The sequence below is a fragment of the Luteibaculum oceani genome (assembly GCF_007995015.1).
Taxonomy (GTDB): domain Bacteria; phylum Bacteroidota; class Bacteroidia; order Flavobacteriales_D; family Luteibaculaceae; genus Luteibaculum; species Luteibaculum oceani.
In genome coordinates this window covers 226,175-244,613 of the sequence record NZ_VORB01000005.1, presented here as the reverse complement: position 1 = coordinate 244,613, position 18,439 = coordinate 226,175, and the positions used below count along the sequence as shown (strand labels likewise).

Here is an 18,439-nt window from a genome sequence, read left to right as displayed (position 1 = left end):
ACATGATAAGTTCAGTTTTAGTGCGGAAAGCCTTAGGGTTTTCCGCTCTTTTTTTGGTATTAGTTGGATGTGAAAAACCAAAGGGAAATTTAAGTGATGACTTACTCCCCGAAGGTGATATCCTAAGTTTTAAATCCACACAAGGAGCTCCCTTTCAATGGGAAACCATAAAAGCAGATAGTATTGTTACAGATAATTTATCTGCACTAATGCTTGGAGTATATAACGATCCCCACACCGGAACAGCAAACTATAGTAATCAATTTCAAGTGCGCTTATCAAGCAATGCATCGGTGATTACAAATAGAGCTGAAATCGAAATTGACAGTGTTAACCTAACCATGGCTATCTCTTCAGTATATGGTTCTGAAGATTTTGCACATCAAATGGAGGTGTATCAATTGGCCGAGGATTTAAATGTGGACTCCACATACTATTCCAATAGGATTTTTAACACAGAGCAAACCAATTTGGTAGTGGATACTGCTGGGATGTTGAAGTTTTCTCCCGATGAAATAGTAGTTAACGGTGATACCCTCGGTGCCCAATTTAAATTGCCTTTAAAGAAGGAGCTGGGTGAATACCTATTAAAAAACTCTACCGATGATAACTTCTTGAATAACAAGAATTTCGCTGAGTATTTTAAAGGGTTGCAGGTTAAATCGGTGAGCATACCTGGTTCGGGTGATGGTTCGGTGGCTGTTGTAAACCCATCGAGCATATACAGTAACCTGGATATCTATTACCATTATACATCCGATCCAGATTCTACCTACAAATACCAGCTGATTGTTTCGGGAAATAGCGTGAGAAGTACTACTATCCTTCACGACTTTACTGGTTCAGAAGCTGAATTAGAACTTAACAATACAGGCGAGGCCACCTACGGATTAATTAAAACTGGAGGAGGGTTGTTTGCCAAATTTCATATCGATAAGCTGGATAGTTTGAAGGCGCTTGCTCCAATAGGTATTGCGCAGGCAGAGTTATTTCTTCCAGTTAAAAGGGATGTAATGGCAGAGAAGTTCGGTCCATCTAAAAATTTAATTCTGGTTGAGTTAAATGAGGACGGGACGCTACGATTACTTCCAGATCAATTGGAAGGGTCTAGTTATTTCGGTGGAGCCTACGATGAAGAAAAAGGGGGGTATACCTTCCACATTGCTAGATTTATACAACAATATTCTATCCGAACTGATGAATTTTTCGGCTTTGGATTAATTCCAGCTTCTGGTGGGGTTTCGGCAAATAGAACTTTACTACTAAAAGCCGAGGAAGACGGGCTTCGCCCTGAATTAATTGTATATTTCACTCGCCTATAAAAACCAGATTATTTTATGTGCGGAATTGTAGCCTACGTAGGGCAAAAGCAAGCTTGCCCCATCATTATAAATGGCCTAAAAAGACTCGAATATAGAGGATATGATAGTGCAGGGGTTGCCTTGTACAAAGATGGAGTGATTGATGTAACAAAAAGCAAAGGAAAAGTTGCTTTGTTACAGGAAGCTCTGGAAGGAAAAGACACCAATGCTACTGTTGGAATTGGTCATACCCGTTGGGCTACCCACGGAGAACCAAGTACCGTTAATGCACACCCTCATTATTCTGGAGATAAGAAATTGGCTATTATCCATAATGGGATCATAGAAAATTATGCGTCTTTGCGACAGGAACTTATGGCTCGTGGACATAAGTTTGAGTCTAAAACCGATACCGAAGTTTTAATTCACCTTATAGAAGATATCCAGGCTAATGAAAAGGTGGATATCGTGGAAGCAGTAAGAATAGCCTTAAACGAGGTGGTTGGAGCGTATGCTATAGTGGTTTTATCGAAGGATAATCCAGATATGCTAATTGCGGCCAAGAAGGGAAGTCCACTAGTTGTTGGTATTGGTGAGCAAGGAGACTTTTATTTGGCTTCGGATGCTACACCTATTATCGATTATACCAAAAATGTGGTGTACTTGGAGGAAGAAGAAATTGCGGTTGCCTCTTTAAAGGATGGTCTTTCTATTAAGACCATTAAAAATCAGCAAAAGACGCCATATGTTCAAAAGCTAGAAATGGAATTAGAAGCCATAGAAAAAGGTGGATATGATCATTTCATGCTCAAGGAAATATATGAGCAACCAAAGTCTATAAAGGATACCATGCGTGGTAGAATCCACCTTGATAAGGGGTTAATAGCCCTAGGTGGAATTAGAGATTACGAACGTGCCCTTGCCAATGCAAGAAGAATAATTTTTGTTGCATGTGGTACCTCTTGGCATGCCGGACTGGTTGCAGAATACCTATTCGAAGAACTTACTCGCATCCCGGTTGAGGTGGAGTATGCATCTGAATTTAGATACCGCAATCCAATTATTTACGACGATGATATTGTTATTGCAATCTCCCAAAGTGGTGAAACAGCAGATACCCTAGCAGCATTAGAAATTGCAAAACAAAAAGGTGCTACAACCCTAGGTATATGTAATGTGGTTGGTTCTACCATTTCAAGGGTTACCGATGCGGGAGCTTATACCCATGCCGGTCCAGAAATTGGAGTTGCATCTACCAAGGCGTTTACGGCTCAGGTAACAGTTGCCACCTTGATGGCACTTCACATAGCGCATTTTAAGGGATCAATCAATACCTCTCAATTCAACAGATATTTGTTCGAATTCCAATCTATTCCGGACAAGGTAGAGCGCGTATTGGAGAAGGCTGCAGAGTCTAAAGTAATCGCAGAAATCTACAAGGATGCGACCAATGCACTTTTCTTGGGAAGAGGAATTAATTTCCCAGTTGCACTTGAGGGGGCATTAAAGCTTAAAGAGATTTCATACATCCATGCTGAAGGTTACCCGGCGGCAGAAATGAAACATGGTCCTATTGCGTTGATAGACGAGAACATGCCTGTTTTTGTAATTGCCAATCAGGGACCATCATACAAAAAGGTGGTAAGTAATATAGAAGAGGTTAAGGCAAGAAGCGGAAAGGTTATCGCTATTGTAACCGAGGGAGATAAGGACGTTAAGGATATGGCGGATTACTCTTTTGAGGTACCTGAGTGCGACGAATTATTTACGCCACTATTGACCGTAGTTCCACTACAACTAATCTCTTACCACGTAGCAGTAATGAGAGGATGTAATGTGGATCAACCAAGAAATTTGGCAAAATCTGTAACCGTGGAATAATTAATTATTCTCGATGAAATATTTAAGGAGTGCCTCTGGGTACTCCTTTTTTGTTTAGCCACATTAGAACTCGGCCCTGGTTTTGATATTCTTTAATATCCTTGGAAAAAAGAGTGGCAAAAAAGTCGATCAGTGGAACGATACCCAATCCACCTCCTAGGGTAAGGGTATATACCAGTGGGACCCATGATTTAGTTCCCATTATAACTCTATGCCCACCCACGGGTCCGAGCAGCACCGTTATGAGCAATGCGGTACTCTTTTTTAATTCTGGAACTCCCTCAATAACGGTTGTACCATTTTCTTGGACAAAAATTTCTTTTACCTGTCCATAAGAGGAGGCAAAAGGAATTACAGTTAATATAACAAGGAGGAAAAATAATCGCATAAAAAAGCCCGTGTATTAGCTACACGGGCAAAGATGAAAAATATTGCGGGAAGCTAGTTATTTAGCTGCCTCGTATCTTTTAGAAACTTCATCCCAGTTAATTACATTAAAGAAAGCTTCGATGTAGTCTGGACGTCTGTTTTGGTAGTTTAGGTAGTAAGCGTGTTCCCAAACATCTAAACCTAAAATAGGAGTACCACCGCAACCAATACTAGGCATCAGAGGGTTATCTTGGTTAGGTGTAGAACAAACCTCTACTTTTCCACCTGGGTGAGCACAAAGCCAAGCCCATCCTGAACCGAACTGTGTAGCTGCGGCAGCAGAAAACTTGTCTTTAAACGCTTCAAAAGAACCAAAAGCTTCGTTAATAGCATCGGCAAGGGCACCACTAGGATTTCCACCACCATTTGGGCTCATTACTTCCCAAAATAGACAGTGATTGTAATATCCACCACCATTGTTTCTTACAGCGCCATTGCTCATGTCTAGATTTTTAAGGATATCTTCGATAGACTTTCCAGCTAAATCTGTTCCCTCAATAGCTCCATTTAATTTTGTTGTATATCCAGCGTGATGCTTTCCATGGTGAATTTCCATGGTTTTAGCGTCTATGTGCGGCTCTAAAGCATCATGTGCGTAAGGTAATTTAGGCAATTCAAAGGCCATAACGATCTTATTTTTTTGAGTTTGTTCAAATATAGTAAAGCACATTTTTTATACTCACAAAATATTTTAAGATTTGTATCCTAATTAAACCCCGTTTAAAAATGAAAAAGGTATTATTATTTGCTGCATTGGCAGGGATGTTTGCAGTTTCTTGTGGTTCTGAAACTGAAACTAAAGTAGAAGAAGTAGAAAAAGAAATGAACGAGAAGTTCGACGAGGCTGTTAACGACATGGAAGAGACCATGGAAGAAGCAGGTGAGAAGGTTGACTCAACTATGGAAGCTGTAGGTGAGAAAGCTGAAGAAATGACTGAAGATCACAGCGACCACAACCACTAAGTCGACTTGTAAAGAAATAATAAAGGGCGATTGCAAATGCAATCGCCCTTTTTTGTTGGACTAATTTTTGACCAGTTTCAATTGCTAATCGAAATATCTATAAGCACTGCTTTAGCTTATCGAAACACTTTTGCCTTTGCATAATAGATTGCGATCACGGAATTATAAGGCACAAAAAAAGCCAACCCTAAAGTTGACTTTTAGTTTTTAACGATTTGGTATAGTTTTATTTAGAGCAAAAGAAAAGCAGCTCACCCTTCATCAGGCAGTATTTTTCGGTTAACTCTGGTCCTATTTCTTTGGTGTAGTCTTCTGTTTTTACATCAAACCCAGCAGCTTCCAATCTTTTTGGATAATCCATACCAAACAAACGAACATGGTCTTTTTGCCAGTAATGCTTTAAACGGTCTTCCTCAGAAGTAATACTTGGATCTTCCAAAGTTTCTTCTCTTGTGGTATCCAATGGAACTTGGAAAATACCCCATCCACCTGGTTTAATGATACGGTATAACTCGCGCATGCACTTATCTGCATCGTCTACATGCTCTAGTACATGGTTACAAAATACCACATCAAAGGTGTTATCATCAAAGGGTGGATTATGAAGATCCATTTTAACATCTGCAATAGGAGAAACCAAGTCACCAGTTGTGTAATCAAGGTTCTTTTGCTTTTTAAAAATGTCTAGAAAGCACTGCTCAGGCGCTACATGAAGCATCTTTAATTTTGGTGCAGTAAAGAAATTGGTTTTCTCCTTTAGGTATAGCCAAAGTAAACGGTGACGCTCTAGGGATAGAGATCCCGGGCACAAAGCGTTTTCCCTGATATTTAAGGCACCATAAGGCAAAAATTTGCGATACGATTTACCTTCAATTGGGCAGGTATACTTATTTCCCGCGTACCACAAACGAGCAAAAGCTCTATAGGGGTAGGACAAGATAATTAGGACTGGCCTAGGTATCGTTGTCAATAGAAAATGAAAGAGCTTTCTCATGCTGTAACATCTAAGCCTAGGGCTTCTTCTACGTATTTAAAAGTGGATAATATTTCGGGTTGACCGTTAATAATGGCTACATCGTGCTCAAAATGGGCACTTGGTTTGCCATCGGCGGTTACTATGGTCCAACCGTCAGAAAGTTGCTTTACTTCCTTAACTCCCATGTTTATCATAGGTTCAATAGCTAGCGTCATACCGTTCTTAAGCATGGTACCCCTTCCGCGCTTACCATAATTGGGAACTTCTGGTTTTTCGTGGAGGTCTTTACCTAAACCGTGGCCAACCAATTCACGAACTACCCCGTAACCATTGGTTTCGGCATGGTTTTGAATGGCAAAAGCCAAATCTCCGATTCGGTTTCCAGCTTTGGTTTCTGCAATTCCTTTGTAAAGACATTCCAGGGTGGTATCCACCAATTTTTTTACTTCGGGTTTAACCTCGCCGATACAAAAGGTATATGCGTGGTCTCCGTAGTATCCATTCATGTAGGATCCGCAATCAACAGAAATGATGTCGCCTTCTTGTAGGGGGCGTTTGTCGGGAATGCCGTGTACAACTTGCTCATTTACCGATGTGCAAAGGGTAAACTCGTAATCGTACATCCCTTTAAAACCAGGTTTAGCACCTAGGTCTAGAATGCACTCTTCTGCAAGTTTATCTAAATCTAAAGGAGTAATTCCAGGCTTAATTACCTTGGCAATTTCACCCAATGTTTTACTTACTACCAACGCACTTTGGCGTATTAATTCTATTTCCTCAGCCGATTTAAGCTTGATCATTAGCTAAAAAGTTTTTTCCAAAATCCACCCGAGTTACTTTCATTCGGGAAGTTCTTATGGGCATCGGGATTTTTAAGTTGATAATCTAGGGGGCCAGATTCTGGATGCAGTCGTTGCCAAATTTCACTCCACCCCAAAAATCCTCCAACATTTCTATCGTCGATAAACAAATCTACATCCAGTTTTCTAGGAATTTCTGGAGTCCATTGTTCTTCTGGGTGGTTTGCATTTACAGCGTAAAATTCCACGCCGTTTTCTTTGCAATACTCCACTGCAGCTTCTAAATCTTCGCCAATTCTGTAGGTCCAGAGAATCAAAGTATGGCCTTTTTTCTGCAACTGCTTTAAGGTTTCGAAAGCAAAAAGCATTTCTTTCCCAATAGCAGGATATTTATGCTCTACTATGGTGCCATCGAAATCAACTGCAATCCGCAATCCGCTTTGTTCCATTTTCCCTTTAATAATTGGCCTGCAAAGGTAGATAATTAATGCAGAATCAGAATTTTAATGGGCTTCCAGCCAATTGCTTCCCTTTCCAATTTCCACTTCAAGCGGTACGGCAAGTGATACCGCATTTTCCATGCGTTCTTCAACTCCTTTGCACAGCGCCTCAATTTCTTCGTTCGGAACATCAAAAAGCAATTCATCGTGCACCTGTAAAACCATCTTGGTTTTAAGTTTGCTTTCTGATAACCAATGATGAATATCTATCATCGCTTTTTTGATGATATCTGCTGCTGAACCCTGTATAGGAGCGTTTACCGCGTTTCGCTCTGCAAAACCTCTAACAATGGCATTTCGTGAATTGATATCTGCTAAATAACGGCGTCTGCCCATGATGGTTTCCACATACCCTTGTTTCCTTGCCAATTCCTTCTGGTTTTCTAAGAAGGCTTTTATAGCTGGATATTGATTGAAATAATTATCAATAAGTTCCTTTGCCTCACCTCGTTTTATTCCCAATTGATCTGCCAAGGTAAAAGCCGATTGCCCATAAATAATTCCAAAGTTCACCGCTTTAGCTCGGGATCTTTGTTCGCGATTTACCTCATCTATATTCACCCCAAAAACTCTCGCCGCGGTTGCTGCATGGATATCCTTTTTATCTCGGAAAGACTGAATCATATTTTCGTCTTTAGCCAAAGCCGCAATAATGCGTAATTCTACTTGAGAATAATCGGCAGCAATTAGGGTGTGGTTACTATCTGATGGAACGAAAGCAGTTCGAATTTCTCTACCTCGCTCGGTTCTAATAGGGATATTCTGCAAGTTGGGATTGTTGGAGCTTAGTCTTCCTGTAGCCGCTACCGTTTGGTTAAAACTGGTATGGATACGCCCCGTTTTTTCGTTAATAAGTTGAGGTAAGGCATCTACATAGGTAGACTTAAGTTTCATCAGCTGGCGATAACCCATAATATCTTCAATTATGGGATGATTCTCTTTGTATTTAACCAAAATATCTTCGCTGGTAGCATACTGGCCCGACTTGGTCTTTTTCGGCTTGTCGGTAATTTTTAAGCGGTCGAACAAAATCTCTCCCAATTGCTTTGGTGAGCTAATTTTAAATTCGGTTCCGGCATGCTGGTAGATGGATTTTTCAAGTTGCTGAATGTCTTCAACCATTTTCTCCGATTGGGCTTTTAGCATATCAGCATCTAGCTTAATACCGTGCGTTTCCATTTCAAGCAATACCTCTACCAAAGGCATTTCTAGGTCGGTGAATAGCTTTTCGGCATTTAGTTCTTTCAGTTTTTTGGAGAAAAGTTCGTAAAGCTGAAAAGTGATATCGGCATCTTCGGCTGCGTAAACGGCTACCCTTTCCTTATCTACCGTATCCATCGACTTTTGGGATTTTCCTTTTTTCCCAATTAAATCTTCAATCGAAATAGGTTGGTAATTGAGGTAGGCTTCCGATAGGGCATCCATCCCATGACGCATATCTGGATTGATAAGGTAGTGTGCTACCATGGTATCGAAAACGGGGTTTTTTAATTCCAGGCCAAATTGGGCGAGAATACCAGCATCGAATTTTAGGTTATGGGCTATCTTAATTTTGGTAGCATCACTAAAAAAAGGCTGTAATTCCTGCAGAAAATTTGTTTTCTCCTGTTTTGTGCCCTCCAAAAGGAGGTAATAACCAGTTCCAGCTTTGGTAGAAAATGCCATGCCTATTAAATCGGCCTTCCATACATCCAAATCGGTTGTTTCGGTATCAAAACAGAAGGCATCGGCTTCGGAAAGCACTTCCTTTAAGGTGGCCATTCCCGCTTGCCCTTCCAGAAGTTGGTAATCGTACTTTACGTCCTCTATGGTCCGCATGCTAGTACCTTCCTCAGCTATTTCCTCGTTTTCATCATCTCCGAATAAGGAGGTCTGTTGATTGGAAGAGCTTGCTACCGTTAATTTTTCACCTAAAACACGTTGGCTCAGAGTTCTGAATTCCAGTTCGCCAAAGAGTTCTCTTAATTGATCCTTGTTGGGTTCTTGCCTTATCGTTTCGTTTGGATCCCACTCCAATGGGACGTTTTGGTTTATACGAGCCAATTGTTTACTCAAAAAGGCCTGCTCCTTATTCGCTTCTACGTTCTCTTTTAGTTTGCCCTTTAGCTTGTCGGTATTTTCATACAATCCTTCCATAGAACCAAATTCTGCAATAAGGTCCTTGGCACGTTTTTCTCCTACACCTGGGATACCTGGGATGTTATCCACCTTATCTCCCATCATACCTAAAAAGTCTATGACTTGTTCTGGGGTGCTTACTCCAAATTTTTCTTGAACTTCTGGAATACCCCAGATTTCTGGTTTTTTTCCGGATTTAGCAGGGCGGTACATGAAAATATTCTCCGATACCAGTTGAGCGTAGTCTTTATCCGAGGTCATCATATAGGTGGTAAACCCTGCTTTTTCAGCTTGCTTTGCAAAAGTTCCAACGATGTCGTCGGCTTCGTAGCCTTCTAAGCCGTAGGTTTTAATATTAAAGGCCTCTAAAATTTTATAGATGTATGGAATCGCTATTCTAATATCCTCTGGGGTTTCCTCTCGGTTTGCCTTGTATTCGGCATAAGCCATGTGATTTTCCGTTGGACCCGAAACATCAAAACACACAGCAATATGGGTGGGGTCTTCGCTTCTAATTAGATCGACTACCGTATTAGTAAAACCATAAATAGCGGAGGTATTTAGGCCGTTGGAGTTGATTCTAGGATTTTTAATAAACGCGTAATAAGCACGGTATATTAAAGCGTAAGCATCGAGTAGAAAAAGACGTTTATCCGACATTAAATTTTTTTTGGAGGGTGGAAGATAATATGAATTTCTCGCCCTCTGAAGTGATGGAAGTATTAATTGGAGTTGAGGATTAGATTTTCAAATATCCCAGTTATAAATGGGTTTAAAGTAAAACAGCCGCAGATATCTGCAGCTGTTTTATCAAATTAGTTGAGTAGGATATTATTGATTGTACTTGCCCTGATACTTTTTGTAGAGCTGTTTTTGCTTGTTGTCGTTTAAATCAACAGGTTTACCCTTTACAAAAGCCATAATTACATTGTTCGTCATGGGTTCCAGGGCATTTCCTTCGGAGACAAAAAGTGTGGCGTGTTTTCCTTTTTGTAGGGTGCCAACTTTGTCATCAATTCCAAGAGCTATAGCGGTATTTAGTGTAATCATTTTCACCGCATCTTCTGTGCTCACCCCATAGGCGGCAGCCGTTCCAGCTAAAAAGGGAAGATTACGCACCTGAATTTGTTCCATATCTCCAGCAACGTCTAAGGCTACAGTTATTCCTGCTCTATTTAAAATGGCTGGAAGCTGGTAGGGGAGGTGTAATGGATCGTCTGGATGCATGGGCAGTTCATGCAATCTTCTTAAGATTATTGGAGTTTGTGCAGTTTTCAGTTCATCGAGAATAAGATGACTTTCATACCCCCCTACAAACACCAACTTTTCTATACCCAATTGCTTTTTTAACTCAAGGGCGTCAAGCATTGCATGTGCAGAATTGGTGTGGATGTATAGGGTTTTCGACCCTTTGAAAAGTCCCCCAAGGGCCACATATCTTAGGTCCTTCAGGTTGGATGTACTCGCATTATAAGCTTTCGCATTCTTGAGGTAGTCTGAAAGCTCTATAACCTGTTCGTCGTATTTCTCATTAAGCTTTATTCCGCCTGGTTCGGCCCACCATCCGGTTCGGTAAGAAGGCGCTGGCCAGTTAACGTGAATCCCATCATCGGTTTTAAGGGCAGCATCCTCCCAGTTCCAACAGTCGAGATTTACAACAGAAGAGCTTCCAGAAATTCTTCCGCTTCTTGGAGTGATTTGTCCAATTAAAACCCCGTTATCCATTGCGGTTGGGATGATATCCGACTCACAATTAAATGCGATTAGCGATCTAACATTGGGGTTAAATGATCCTGTCTCTGCATGGTCTCTAGAGGCCCTAACGGCAGATATCTCAACCAGACCCAAAGTAGTATTGGGAACGATAAAGCCTGGGTAAACATGTTTCCCAGTAGCGTCTATTTCTTCTTTGTAGGCATTAAGGGGAGCCGATACTCCGAGGTAATCGATTTCGCCATTGCTTCCCAAGCCAATAAATCCGTTTTCAATAATCTCTCCGTTTCCTAAATGCAAAGTGGCATTGGAAATTAAAGTTTGTTGAGCCAAAAGGGATATAGATGCACCCAACAATATGCTTAGTGATAATAATTTCTTAATCATGGTGTGATTCGCTTGATTCGTTAAATGATTCGCAGTGGTACATTTTTTCGCGCTTAGCGGCGGTTGGCTTTCGCTTGTCACCATATTTGTCGGCCATCATTTTATTGATAATGGCAACTCTTTGTTTTTGGTCGCGCTCTAAAGCAGCTTTTTCCTGGTCTTCGCTGTAGTAAATTTTACCTTCAATTAAAGTGTATTTAACCTTTGCTTTTTGGGTAAGGGGTACATCTGACCAAAGGACTACATCTGCGTCTTTTCCAACTCGAATGCTTCCCACTCTGTTATCAATGTGTAGCATTTTTGCAGGGTTTAGGGTAACCATTTTTACGGCCTCCACCTGCGATACGCCACCATATTTAACAATTTTAGATGCCTCTTGATTTAATCTTCTACCCATTTCGGCATCGTCGGAGTTAATACCAACATTTACTCCTTGCTCATGCATAATTGCAGCGTTGTACGGAATGGCATCCTTTACCTCGAATTTGTATGCCCACCAATCAGAGAAGGTAGATCCAGAAACTCCGTGTGCCTTCATTTTATCGGCCACCTTGTACCCCTCTAGAATGTGGGTGAAAGTGTTGATGTTAAAGCCAAGGCTATCTGCCACATGCATCAGCATATTTATTTCAGATTGGATATAGGAGTGACAGCTTACGAAGCGTTTGCGATCCAAAATCTCCAGTAATACTTCGTATTCTATGTTGTATGGGGGTTTGTCTTTTGCAGTACGTGCGCTTTCTTTTGCTTTTCTGTATTCCAATGCACGATGAAATGCATCGTAATACATTTGTTCAACACCCATTCTCGTTTGTGGGTAACGGCTATTAAAGCGCTCACCCCAATTCGATTGTTTTACGTTTTCACCCAATGCGAATTTTATAAAGCCATCCGCATTATTAATTAGCATTTCATCCGGGCTTTCTCCATATTTCAGTTTTACAACGGCCGATCTACCACCTATAGGGTTGGCAGAACCATGCAGCAATTGGGCAGCGGTAACTCCACCTGCTAATTGGCGATAAATGTTGATGTCTTCTGGGTTTACAACGTGCTCTATACTTACTTCGGCACTTACAGCTTGCCCACCTTCGTTTACTCCCTTGGAAATTGCAATGTGAGAATGTTCATCTACAATTCCAGGTGTTAAATGCATGCCGGTTCCATCAATTACGGTCCAGTTTGCCTTGGGAAGGTTCTTTCCAATTTGGGCAATTACACCATTGCTAATCAGTACATCCGTATTTTCTAAAACCCCATCTTTTTCGTTGGTCCAAACCGTTACATTTTTAATTAAGATGGATTGTTTCTCTGGTAATGCAGGATATCCAAATGCCTTCATAGGATAAGAGAAACTCGAAACTGGGAAGTTTTCATTTTCCTCAGAATTTTTGTTTTCATTTTCCTCCATTTCCTCGGATGTGGCGGAGAAATTGAAAGGAACACCCTTTGGGTCGCTTCCTCTTCCTTTTAGTCCGTTTTCACTTTTTCTTCCCTGAATTCTATAGTAACCTTCTTCATCACTCAATTTAAAAGATAGGTTGATTCCAAAGCCTTGTGTACTAACATTTACCTTGTGTTTGGTACTATCGGATAAAAGCGACATCAAACTTGCTTTATAAGAATCTTTATCCTCGGAAATGCTTAATTCGAAATCCTTTTCTCCAAGTTGTACCAGGTATTTTCCAGCAAAGTCGGCAATGGGTTCCGGGTTTATTTCAAATCCGTTTCCGCGTACTACATTGGTAATAATTTTGCTTCCTTTTTCGAAAATTGGCTTATTGGTAATTAAGAAGTTGGCCAATTTTCCACGTTCAAGGCTACCCACTTGCTTATCTATCCCAGCAAATTGTGCAGGAATAGTGGTTAGGGCAGCCAGGATGTCTTTTTCATTTGCTCCAGCGTCTAAAGCAATTCTTATTTCCTTAAAAATTTCCTCAGGTTTTTCCAGAGCGCTTGCGCTAAGGGCGTAGCGAACCCCGTTTTTACTGAGGGTATATAGGTTCATTGGAGCCCAGTCGTATTCCTTTAAATCTTCCATAGCCAGCATAGAAGTAGCAAGTGGGTTGCTTACATCGTAGGCCTTTGGATGATTAATTGGAACAACCAATTTTATATTCTTATTTCTAAATAAATCTGGGTTTTGGTAGTAGTCGTTTCCGCCTACATAAATCCAAGAAAGCCCGAATTCTTGCGCTATTTTTTCGGCTCTCAAAAGATCTAACTTGTCGCTAACCTTAAAAAAACCAGGAGCATTAAGTTGACGGGACAAGTGTTCTAAACTTATGTTCTTTTTCTCTGGTTTGGCATCGCTGTACCATTTAGCATCGTAAAATGCCTGGCGAAGCAAGGCTATACTACCCATAAGAGACGAGGGGTAACTCATAGAAGAGGACCCTTTATCAAAAGAGAAAAAGGCATGATTTTTTAAATCGATGATATTTTCTTCAGTATTTCCATCCCCAAGAGTAACGGCAAGTCCTTTTCCGCGAGCAATACCATCTTGGTGATGACTTAGCGAAACCCCGAAACCAGCTTTTCTCCATTTTTCAGCGGATTTTTGGTCGGGTGAGAACATACCAGCGGCATCCATTTGAGGGCGAATGGCATCGTTCCAATAATAGGCGCCTGGGTTGGTAGATTCGTATACGGGATACTCGCCTTTTTTGTTGGGCGCTTCAGAAATTCCGTAAGCACTATAAAGCTCTACAAATGAGGGGTAAACATGTTTTCCTTGTAAATCGACGCTAACGGCATTAACTGGAACGGCAACTTGGGTTCCAATAGCATCAATTTTTCCGTTTTTAACGACTATCGTCGCGTTTTTAAATGTAGTGTTGGCATCTACATGGACGGTGGCATTGGTATAGGCTTTTATCTCTACGTCTTTATCTGCAATGCCCCTAACGGGAGCAACTTGAGAAAATCCGCTATAGAAAAGGGATAAGCCTAATCCCAAAAAGGAAAGAATTTTCTTCATGAAATTAGATTTTGGCATAAATGTAATCATTGATAAAAAAGGCTGAAGTACTTTTTAAACTAGCGATTAACCTTAGCATCACAATTTGGTAAGGAATTATATAAACATTAGTTGTATTAGAGTGGTTGTTCGCGTATTGATGCGTACTTTTGTACCAAATTCTTAAAGATGACTGGATTAGTGCACGCCCACAGTGGTTTACGATATTTAATTTTAGCCGGATTTTTATGGGTGATTTTCAATTTTATTGGAAAGCGAAATGAAGCCTTTGATGGTGGGATTAAAAAAGCCTTTTTAATCACCATGATCTTTCTGCATGTCCAGTTAATAATAGGTCTGGTTTTGTATTTTAAAAGTGCTAAAAGCGCTATGATTTTCGAAGATTTTGGGATGGCTATGGGGAATAGTTTAACCAGATTTTACGGAATGGAACACATGGTAGGAATGCTGATAGGTATAGCATTGGCTACTGTTGGTTATAGCAAAGCAAAAAGAATGAGCGATGGGGTTCTGGCCCACGCTAAAGCATTTAAGCTATATGCTATTGCATTCGTAATCATTTTTGTAAGCATTCCTTGGCCTTTCTTAAGAGAGTTTGGAACCTGGTTCTAAAATAGATAGGAGGTAATTCATTGGGAAATCAATTCAAGCATTTTTCTACAGCTAAACAGCGAGATAAGGCAGTTCTAGTAGGTGTTCAATGGCAAGGGCAAACAGATGCCCAGCTTAAGGAATATCTAGATGAATTAGAGTTTTTAGCCGATACGGCCGGGGTGGATGTGGTTAAAAAATTTAGCCAAAAGTTAGAGAAACCTCATAACAAAACCTTTGTTGGTACAGGAAGGCTTCAAGAGATTGTAGACTTTGTAAAGGACAATGAGTTAGAGCTCATCATTTTCGATGATGAATTAACCCCTTCTCAATTGCGAAACCTGGAGCGAGAACTTAAAATTCGAGTACTCGATAGAACCAATCTTATCCTAGATATTTTCGCTCAACGCGCTTCTACAAGTTATGCACGTACTCAAGTAGAACTGGCTCAGTATGAATATTTGCTGCCTCGGTTAACCCGAATGTGGACACACCTCGAGCGTCAAAAAGGGGGTATAGGTCTTAGGGGGCCCGGAGAAACGCAGATTGAAACCGATAGGCGGATCATGCGCGATAAGATTTCTTCCCTAAAGAAAAAGTTAGAGAAGATAGATAAGCAAATGGAAGTTCAGCGATCTAACCGTGGCGCTATGGTTAGGGTTGCTTTAGTGGGATATACCAATGTTGGAAAATCCACTATTATGAACTTATTGAGTAAATCTGAGGTGTTCGCAGAAAATAAACTCTTTGCAACCCTTGATACCACCGTAAGGAAAATAGTCATTGATAATTTGCCTTTCCTTCTTTCTGATACGGTTGGATTTATTAGGAAGCTACCAACGCAATTGGTAGAATCTTTTAAAAGTACACTGGACGAGGTTCGAGAAGCTGATGTGCTGGTGCATGTATTGGATATTTCTCACGAGAATTTCGAGGAGCAATTCGATGTGGTCAATCAAACTTTAGCAGATATAAAGGCTGCGGATAAACCCACCTTGGTGGTGTTTAATAAAATTGACCAGTATAAATTTACACCAGCAGAGGAGGTAGAATTTGTTGAGGACGAGGAAACGAATTCTCAAAGCCTTGCCGAGTTCAAAAATTCATGGATGGCGAAGCTGTCACCAGATAAGGTTATTTTTATCTCAGCAATTAATAAAACCCATATCGATGAGTTAAGAGATACCTTGTACGATATGGTTAGGGAAATTCACGTGAAGAGGTTTCCGTACAACAACTTTTTATACTAGACATGGATAGCGTAAGACAGCAAAAAGTATCGGCCCTTATTAAGAGAGAATTAGCTACAATCTTCTTAGATGTTGCTAAGTCTAAATTAGGGGGTGCCTTTATAACCGTAACGCAAGTAAGGGTAACATCAGACATGTCTTTGGCACGTGTTTACCTTAGTTTATTTGTCAAGGGCGAAAAGGAAGAACTGTTAAACCAGGTGAAAGAAATTAAAGGTTATATCCGGGGTGTTCTTGGGAAAAGGCTGGCAAAAGACCTTAGAAAAATTCCAGATCTTCAATTTTATATCGACGATTCGTTAGACTACGCTGCTGAAATAGATCGCCTTTTAAAGTAAGCCCATGAGAGTTGCATTTCTAATAGCATGGCGATATTTATTCGCCAAAAAATCTAGAAATGTAATTAACTACATCTCCTTCATTTCAGGAACCATTATCGCCTTTGTAAGCCTTGCGATGGTTCTGGTACTTTCAACTTTTAACGGTATAGATAAACTTGTAAAGGAATTATACAGCAGTTTAGATGCACCCATAGAAATTTTACCCATCGAGGGGAGCCAACTGCTTCTTTCCGATAGTCTGGCGGGTATAATTACCTCTAATGCTAATGTAAGGGAGATTAGTGGAGTTCTTAAGGGACAAGTTGTATTGCAGTCGGGTAAAAACCAATTGGTGGCGAAACTGGTTGGGGTTGATCAACAATTTGTAGAAAATACCGCATTTCTAAATCATATTAACCGAGGTGGAATAAACGAGTTTTTTAATCCTAGTTATAGGTCTTTAATTCTTGGTGCCGGATTACACTATCATTTAAAAAGAGGTTTTACATTTCCTTCTATTGAGCCTTTGGTTGTTATGAATATACCCAAGGGTGCAAAATTGGGGGCAAATGCTTTTGGGGCCTTAAACAAAACAGCTTTTACCGAACTAGGCACCTTTACCGTAACAGCAGATTACGATCTCAACTTCGCGTTTACTAGCAAAGAGAATTACCGAGAAATATTTAGAATACACAATAGCCATTTGTATTCTAGTGTCTACTGCTATCTAAATGATAATACTGATCTTCAAGAGACTAAAACTGACTTAAAAGCTGCATTAGGATCGGATTTTAAAATAGAAACTCGAGCTGAAAAGAATGCGGTTTTATTTAAAACCAGTCAGAGCGAAAAGTGGATATCCTTCAGCATTATGTTTTTTATCCTCGTAGTAGCTGCCTTTAACATAGTTGCAAGCCTATGCATATTGGTATTGGAGAAAAAAACGGATTTGTTCGTATTAAAGGTTATTGGAATGTCGGAGCAGCGTGTTTCCTTAGTTTTCTTTTTCCAATCCTTGCTCATTAACGCGTTAGGTTTAACAATAGGGCTATTCTTGGGCGTAATCATTGTATTAGCCCAACAGCATATCGGGCTACTAAGATTAGAGGGATCGGTAGTTGAATTTTATCCTGTAGCAATGCAATGGACCGATTTGCTCCTAATTATAGGTACTATATTGGCCATAGCGGTAGTTACCTTCTGGCCCGTAAATAGGTTAGTTAAAAGATTGCTTTAATCTGTAGTTGCGAATGCAAACGTATCAGCAATTTCATCCAAAGTTTGGAATAGTACTTCTGGATTATCCTCGGTAACCAAGACCTGACGATAAGGCTTAAAGTTTTGTATCCCCTTAAAATAGTTGGCGTAATGCCTGCGCATTTCAACCACTCCAAGCGTGTCTCCTTTCCAGTCTAAAGAGCGTTGCAAATGGTACCGTACTGCCTCTACTTTTTCCGCAAGTTGAGGTTCGGGAATAACCTTTCCGTTAAAAATGTATTCCTTTATCTGATTAAAGATCCATGGATTTCCGATCGAAGCTCGCCCTATCATGATTCCATCCACCCCAAATTTATTTTTGTATTCTAGGGCTTTTTCAGGAGTATCAATATCCCCATTTCCAAAAACGGGAATATTCATTCGAGGATTTTCTTTAACCTCGCGAATTAGCGACCAATCGGCTTCGCCTTTATACATCTGGGCACGGGTTCTTCCGTGTATGCTTATTGCCTGAATTCCCACGTCTTGCAATCGTTCTGCAACCTCTACAATATGCTTAGAGTTTTCATCCCAGCCTAAGCGGGTTTTAACCGTAACGGGAAGCTTACAGCGTTTTACAATTTCCGCTGTCATGCTAACCATTTTTGGAATATCCTTAAGAATACCCGCGCCGGCACCTTTACAAGCCACTTTTTTAACAGGGCAACCGTAGTTAATATCTATTATGTCGGGATTACTTGCTTCGGTAATTTCCGCTGCCTTGATCATGGAGTCTATTTCAGATCCAAATATTTGAATACCAATAGGTCTTTCGTATTCATATATATCTAGTTTCTGAACGCTTTTAGCGGCGTCCCTAATCAATCCTTCCGATGAAATAAACTCGGTATACATTAAGTCTGCACCGTGTTTCTTGCACAAGGCTCTAAATGGAGGGTCGCTAACGTCTTCCATGGGAGCCAGTAGCAGGGGAAACTCTCCCAAGTTTATATTTCCGATCTTTACCACGGTG

16 protein-coding genes are annotated in these 18,439 nt (G+C 40.5%); 7 read left to right on the top strand and 9 right to left on the bottom strand.

All coding sequences use genetic code 11. The features are described 5' to 3' along the window. Positions 1–2: 2 nt before the first annotated feature. Together FRX97_RS07100 and glmS are read left to right on the top strand one after the other, a co-directional pair. A complete protein-coding gene (locus FRX97_RS07100) occupies positions 3–1,322 on the top strand; it encodes a DUF4270 family protein (RefSeq protein ID WP_147014497.1) in 1,320 nt (439 codons plus the stop codon). Between the two features lie 15 nt (positions 1,323–1,337). Next, positions 1,338–3,182, top strand: a complete 1,845-nt coding sequence (gene glmS / locus FRX97_RS07095) for a glutamine--fructose-6-phosphate transaminase (isomerizing) (protein WP_147014496.1) — start codon at positions 1,338–1,340, stop codon at positions 3,180–3,182. A 22-nt stretch (positions 3,183–3,204) separates the two neighbouring features. Here glmS and FRX97_RS07090 read toward each other — a convergent pair whose 3' ends face one another. Then, positions 3,205–3,570 carry a hypothetical protein gene (locus tag FRX97_RS07090; RefSeq protein ID WP_147014495.1) on the bottom strand — a complete coding sequence of 122 codons (366 nt, stop codon included), beginning with the start codon at positions 3,568–3,570 and terminating at the stop codon, positions 3,205–3,207. Between the two features lie 57 nt (positions 3,571–3,627). Continuing rightward, entirely contained in the window at positions 3,628–4,236 is a 609-nt protein-coding gene (locus tag FRX97_RS07085) for a superoxide dismutase (RefSeq protein WP_147014494.1), read from the bottom strand. 101 nt (positions 4,237–4,337) lie between these two features. Here FRX97_RS07085 and FRX97_RS07080 point away from each other — a divergent pair, with 101 nt between their 5' ends. Then, positions 4,338–4,574, top strand: coding sequence for a hypothetical protein (locus tag FRX97_RS07080; RefSeq protein WP_147014493.1), 237 nt, complete (start codon positions 4,338–4,340; stop codon positions 4,572–4,574). Positions 4,575–4,800: 226 nt separating this feature from the next. On the opposite strand, the gene FRX97_RS07075 is transcribed toward FRX97_RS07080, so the two are convergent. From FRX97_RS07075 to FRX97_RS07050, 6 genes are all read right to left on the bottom strand, one after another. Beyond that, entirely contained in the window at positions 4,801–5,568 is a 768-nt protein-coding gene (locus tag FRX97_RS07075) for a class I SAM-dependent methyltransferase (protein ID WP_147014492.1), read from the bottom strand. After that, positions 5,565–6,350 (bottom strand): type I methionyl aminopeptidase, encoded by a 786-nt coding sequence (map, locus tag FRX97_RS07070; RefSeq protein WP_147014491.1) that lies wholly within the window; start codon positions 6,348–6,350, stop codon positions 5,565–5,567. The genes FRX97_RS07075 and map overlap by 4 nt, the downstream gene beginning before the upstream one ends. Further along, on the bottom strand, positions 6,350–6,799 hold the full coding sequence (locus FRX97_RS07065) for a BT0820 family HAD-type phosphatase (RefSeq protein WP_147014490.1): 450 nt from the start codon (positions 6,797–6,799) through the stop codon (positions 6,350–6,352). The genes map and FRX97_RS07065 overlap by 1 nt, the downstream gene beginning before the upstream one ends. A 54-nt stretch (positions 6,800–6,853) precedes the next feature. Further along, on the bottom strand, positions 6,854–9,628 hold the full coding sequence (gene polA / locus FRX97_RS07060) for a DNA polymerase I (protein ID WP_147014489.1): 2,775 nt from the start codon (positions 9,626–9,628) through the stop codon (positions 6,854–6,856). Between the two features lie 171 nt (positions 9,629–9,799). Further along, on the bottom strand, positions 9,800–11,068 hold the full coding sequence (locus tag FRX97_RS07055) for an amidohydrolase family protein (RefSeq protein WP_223266582.1): 1,269 nt from the start codon (positions 11,066–11,068) through the stop codon (positions 9,800–9,802). After that, complete coding sequence (locus FRX97_RS07050) at positions 11,061–14,048, bottom strand: amidohydrolase family protein (RefSeq protein WP_170227064.1); 2,988 nt, start codon at positions 14,046–14,048, stop codon at positions 11,061–11,063. The genes FRX97_RS07055 and FRX97_RS07050 overlap by 8 nt, the downstream gene beginning before the upstream one ends. Positions 14,049–14,216: 168 nt before the next feature. Between FRX97_RS07050 and FRX97_RS07045 the strand changes: the two genes are divergently transcribed. From FRX97_RS07045 to FRX97_RS07030, 4 genes are read left to right on the top strand one after another with little or no spacing between them, the layout of a single operon-like run. Further along, positions 14,217–14,660, top strand: coding sequence for a cytochrome B (locus tag FRX97_RS07045; RefSeq protein WP_147014487.1), 444 nt, complete (start codon positions 14,217–14,219; stop codon positions 14,658–14,660). A 20-nt stretch (positions 14,661–14,680) separates the two neighbouring features. Further along, positions 14,681–15,889: a GTPase HflX gene (gene hflX / locus FRX97_RS07040; RefSeq protein ID WP_147014486.1), complete on the top strand. Its 1,209-nt coding sequence runs from the start codon at positions 14,681–14,683 to the stop codon at positions 15,887–15,889. Between the two features lie 2 nt (positions 15,890–15,891). Continuing rightward, entirely contained in the window at positions 15,892–16,227 is a 336-nt protein-coding gene (gene rbfA, locus FRX97_RS07035) for a 30S ribosome-binding factor RbfA (protein WP_147014485.1), read from the top strand. A gap of 4 nt (positions 16,228–16,231) precedes the next feature. Further along, entirely contained in the window at positions 16,232–17,446 is a 1,215-nt protein-coding gene (locus FRX97_RS07030; protein ID WP_147014484.1) for an ABC transporter permease, read from the top strand. On the opposite strand, the gene dusB is transcribed toward FRX97_RS07030, so the two are convergent. Further along, on the bottom strand, positions 17,443–18,435 hold the full coding sequence (gene dusB, locus FRX97_RS07025) for a tRNA dihydrouridine synthase DusB (protein WP_147014483.1): 993 nt from the start codon (positions 18,433–18,435) through the stop codon (positions 17,443–17,445). The two genes, FRX97_RS07030 and dusB, sit on opposite strands and share 4 nt — an antisense overlap. Positions 18,436–18,439 lie beyond the last annotated feature (4 nt).